Raw genomic sequence first — 3,865 nt, forward strand, 5'->3', positions numbered from 1 at the left:
GGGCGGGGTCCCCGGTGCGGGGCGGGCGCACGGGCCGGGCCGAGATTCGTCCCGTGCGGCCGCCTGCGGTCAGCCCTGGGGGTGGAGAGGGGCTGTCCAAAATTGCATCGTGGCGGCCGGGCAGTGTCAACGGATCAAGCCGCCACTGGATTTTCAACGGCGCTGAACGGAGCCGTTCAAAATTCTGAAACCGGCCTCTGAGCTGCGCCGTCGGGGCGATCAGCTGCGGAACGCGATGCCGTCGACGCCGGCCTCGACGAGGCTTGCGGTGCCGGCGTCGGCGGCCTCCACGAGGATGCGGACGGTCTGCCCGGCGTACGCGGTGACGTCGGCCTCGTGCGTCCGCCAGGAGCCCGCCCGGTTGGTCGCGGCGCCCGGCTGGTTCAGGACGGTCGTGGACCCGTTCGGCCCCACGATCGACACCCGCAGGTAGTCGGACGACGAGCTGTTGTCCAGGTGGCCGAGGTACCAGGAGAACGACAGGGTCCGCGTCCCGGCGGGGAGGGCGATCTGGCCCGACCGGATGGTGCTGGTGCCGCCGTCGAGGTCGTTCGCCCCGGCGGACGCGCCCGCGGACGCGCCGGTGGTCAGCGCGCCGCTGCCGTTCGCCGCGGCGAGCTGGAGGGCGGTGCCCGAGTAGCTCGTCGGCTGCGGTGCGCCGCGCTCCCAGGTGCCCGCCGTCGCGGTGTCGGTGCCGCCCGGGTCGGCCGTCCAGCCCGTGTTGGTCTCAAGGTCGTCGGAGTAGACGACGTCCCCAGGCGGTTCCTGCGTGCCGCCCTCCCCGCCCAGCGTCCAGACGGCGTGGGCGATGGCGTCGGAGTTGCGGTCCAGCGCGGTGTCGTTGATGTTGGCGGTGGTGTCGCAGGAGGCGTGGTAGCACCGGTCGAACGCCACCCCGGCCTGGCCGCCCCAGAGCTGTGCCTGCTGGGTCGTCTTGCGTCCCTCCGCGCCCGTGAAGAGCCCGCCGGCGGGGATGCCGACGCGGATGAACGGGCCGTAGTCGGAGCGTCCGTCGAACGCGGTGTCCTGGACGGGCACGTTGATCGTCGCGAAGTGGCCGCGCAGCACCCGCTCGATCTCGGCGGAGCCGGCGGGGCCGCCGCTGCCGCTGGAGCCGTCGCCGTCGTAGGCGAAGTAGCCCGCGTTGGGCGAGCCGACCATGTCGAAGTTGAGGTAGCCGCCGATCCTCGACCGCTCGCTGGACGACAGGTTGTTGACGTAGTGCGTCGAGCCGATCAGGCCGAGCTCCTCGGCGCCCCACCAGGCGAACCGCAGGTGCCGGTCCGGCTGGTAGCCCGTCCGGGCGACGGCGAGCGCGGTCTCCAGGATCGCCGCGGAGCCGGAGCCGTTGTCGTTGATGCCGGGGCCCGCGGTGACGCCGTCGAGGTGGCCGCCGACCATCAGGGTGTCGTTGGTGTCGCCGCCCGGCCAGTCGGCGATCAGGTTGTAGCCGGTGGCGCTGCGGTAGGTGAACGACTGGATGGCGGTCTGGTATCCGGCCGCGTCCAGCCTCGCCTTCACGTAGTCGAGGGAGGCGCGGTAGCCGGGGCGGCCGTGGGCGCGGTTGCCGCCGTTGGCGTTCGCGATGTTCTGGAACTGCGTCAGGTGTGTTTTGACGTTCGCGATCGGGATGTCGGGCGCGGCCAGCGCCGCGGCCGGGGGCGCGGCCGACGCGGCGCCCGGCAGGAAGGCGGCGACAAGCAGGGCGGCCGCCCCCAGGGTGGCCATCTTGCGCGATCTCATGGTGTTTCCTCCAGGTGGGGACGCGGCCCGTGACGGGGGAGCGGGCCCCGTCACGGGCCGCGGGCGGGGGGCGGTCAGGAAGCGGTGATCTGGACGTTGTCGAGGCCGGTCTCGACGAGGCTGGCCGTTCCGGCGTCGGCCGCCTCGACGACGAGGCGGACGCTCTGGCCCGCGTACGCCGACAGGTCGTACGTGGCCGTCTGCCACGATCCGGCCCGGTTGGTGGCGGCCCCGCCCGCGCTCAGCGCGGTGCTCGACCCGTTCGGCCCGACGACGCGGACCCGCAGGTAGTCGTCCGCCGAGCTGTTGTTGAGGTGGGCGAGGTACCAGGAGAAGCGCAGCGACAGGGACCCGGCCGGAAGGGCGATCGCCGGTGACCGGGCGGTCGTCACGCCGCCGTCCAGGTCGTTGCCGCCCGCGGCCGACCCGGCCGCGGCGCCGGTGGCCAGGCCGGCGCTGCCGCCGGCGGCGGCGAGCTGCAGGCTCGTCCCGGACCAGCTGGTCGGCTGCGGGGTGCCGCGTTCCCAGGCGCCCGCCGTCGCGGTGTCGGTGCCGTCAGGGTCGGTCGTCCAGCCCTGCGCGGACTCGAAGCCGTCCGAGAAGACCGTGTCCGGCGGCTCCTGGCCGCCGCCGCAGGGCTGCTCGCCGCTCTGCGCCGGGACGCTGACCGCGCTCCAGGCCGCCTTCACCGCGTTGCACTCGGTGGCGGAGCCGGGGAACAGCTCCAGCGCGGCGTTGACCGTCTCCACCCGCGCCCTGGCGTGGCTCCAGTTCGTCACCTTGCGGTTCAGGCCGCCCATGAAGATCTGGCCGGCCTTCTGGATCCCGATGCCGGTGACGGTCGAGCCGTCGCACGTCGGGCTGGCCGGGCCGTCGGAGGGGTTCGACCCTTCGGCGAGCAGGTAGAACCAGTGGTTCTGCGGGCCCGCGGCGGCGTGCACCTCGGTGCGCGGGATCGAGGACGAGTAGCAGTTCGGGTCCCCCAGCGCGGCCGGGTTGTACATGTTCCGGATGGGGCCGTTGCCGACCAGGTCGACCTCCTCGCCCACCAGGTAGTCCGGCGGGTCGAGGTTGGCGGGCTCGTTCATGTAGTGCTCGGTCAGCGCGCCGAAGATGTCGCCGGCCGACTCGTTGATGCCGCCCTTCTCGTTGCCGTTGCCGCCGCCGGCGCCGCCGGGCGTGGTGCTGAACACGGCGTGGCCGTTCTCGTGCGCGACGACGTCGGCGCCCGTGGCCTGGCGGGTGCCGGCCGAGTTGCGGCCGTAGTTGGTGTAGCTGCCGTTCCAGTACGCGTTGGCCTGGTTCAGGCCGACGCGCATGGGGAAGCCGCCGCCGCTGCCGTTGATGCCGTTGCGGCCGAGCCAGCCGCCCAGCATGTCCCACTGCTTCTGGACGGCGTACATGGCGTCGACGCAGGCGGTCTCCAGGTTGGTGCCGCTGCCGTTGCCCCAGGCGCTGTCGGTGCCGGTGTAGGTGGAGCCGTTCTGGCCGCCGCACCGGACGCCGGAACGCAGCGGGTCGGTCATCGAGGTCGCGGCGGTGCTGATGTCGACGGTGCCGTGGTAGTGGCTCTGGTCGTCGGCCGCGGCGGCGTCGCGGACCTCGTCCCAGGTCTCGACGACCTTGCCGGTCTCGGCGTCCACGTACACGTGCAGCTTCGTCGGCGCCTTCTCGTGGGTGCCGGTGACGACCGTCTCGTAGACGAGGCGTCCCGTACCCTCGGCGAGGACCATCAGGCGGGGCGCGGACGCGCTCTCGACCTCGGACACGCGGGCGCGGGACGTCTTCGCCGCCCGCGCCGCCGGAACCGCCGCCTCGGTCGAGACGTCGAGCTGCCGCGTCTGGCCGAGGGACGTGCTGAGCACCCCGCCGGCGGCGTCGGTGGTGACGACGAAGTCGCCGCCGTACACGGGCAGGTCGTCGTAGTAGCGGTCGTAGGAGACGTGCTGGAGGCCGCGCAGGCCGGAGGTGACCCCGCGCCGGACGATCTTCTCTTCGGGGGCCTTCTTGAACTCCGCGGGCTGCGCGGCCACGAGGCGGTCGGCCGCGGCGGCGGCGAGGGTGCGGGGGTCCGGCCTGCGCGGCCTCCAGCACGTCTCCTACGACCGCTACTACGACGACC

The 3,865-nt window shown here is 73.2% G+C and carries 2 protein-coding genes; both read right to left on the bottom strand.

Annotated elements, in window-relative coordinates; all coding sequences use genetic code 11:
- Nucleotides 1–219 precede the first annotated feature (219 nt).
- The gene (locus tag E1289_RS36725) at nt 220–1,743 is read right to left on the bottom strand and encodes a M28 family metallopeptidase (protein WP_131988657.1); all 1,524 of its coding nucleotides are present in this window, start codon (nt 1,741–1,743) and stop codon (nt 220–222) included.
- A 74-nt stretch (nt 1,744–1,817) separates the two neighbouring features.
- Nucleotides 1,818–3,776 carry a M4 family metallopeptidase gene (locus E1289_RS36730; RefSeq protein ID WP_131988659.1) on the bottom strand — a complete coding sequence of 653 codons (1,959 nt, stop codon included), beginning with the start codon at nt 3,774–3,776 and terminating at the stop codon, nt 1,818–1,820.
- Nucleotides 3,777–3,865 lie beyond the last annotated feature (89 nt).

This window comes from Actinomadura sp. 6K520 (assembly GCF_004349245.1).
Taxonomy (GTDB): domain Bacteria; phylum Actinomycetota; class Actinomycetes; order Streptosporangiales; family Streptosporangiaceae; genus Spirillospora.

Coding starts and splice junctions, on each gene's coding strand:
- E1289_RS36725 (WP_131988657.1), bottom strand. CDS start 1,743: ATGAGATCGCGCAAGATGGCCACCCTGGGGGCGGCCGCCCTGCTTGTC.